General features: G+C 59.9%; 1 protein-coding gene. It reads right to left on the bottom strand.

All coding sequences use genetic code 11. The features are described 5' to 3' along the window. Positions 1–433, bottom strand: a 433-nt coding sequence (locus AC1D12_RS35100) for an ABC transporter permease (RefSeq protein ID WP_477845644.1), incomplete at its 3' end; no start/stop codon positions are given. Positions 434–509: the final 76 nt, after the last annotated feature.

The following is a 509-nucleotide window of genomic DNA, read 5'->3' as shown; positions in this document are numbered from 1 at the left end:
CATAGGGCGTGATGATGACCACGTGCGCCAGCGCCAGCCAGAAAAAGCTGCCGGTCGCGCCGATCAGCGAGAAGGTGCGCAGCAAGGCCACACCCAACACCAGATGTGGAATGATCAGCGGCGAAAGAAACAGGCCATTGAGAAAATCACGGCCTGGGAAGGTATGGCGGGCAATCGCCAGCCCGGCCGGTACAGCCAGCAGCGTAGCCAGCGTCGCAGATATCGACGCCAGCCAGAGGCTGTTCTTGAAGGACTGCACAAAGTCCGAATGCGCGAACACCGCACGAAACCAGCGCAATGAAAACTCCGTGGTCGGAATGGCCAGCGTGTTGCCGGGCGTGAAGGCCACCACGCACACGATGACCAGAGGCGCCAGCATGAAGGTGATGACGAGTGCGTTGAAGAGCAGAGCGAGAGGACCGTTCCTGGACATGGCGCGCTCCTTATCCCAGCGATTTCTTGTACGAACGCTCGAGCACGCGGTTGTAGCTCAGCATGATGGCCAGGTT

Source organism: Rhizobacter sp. P1_G5 (genome assembly GCF_056405435.1).
This window is presented reverse-complemented; position numbering and strand designations above follow the sequence as displayed.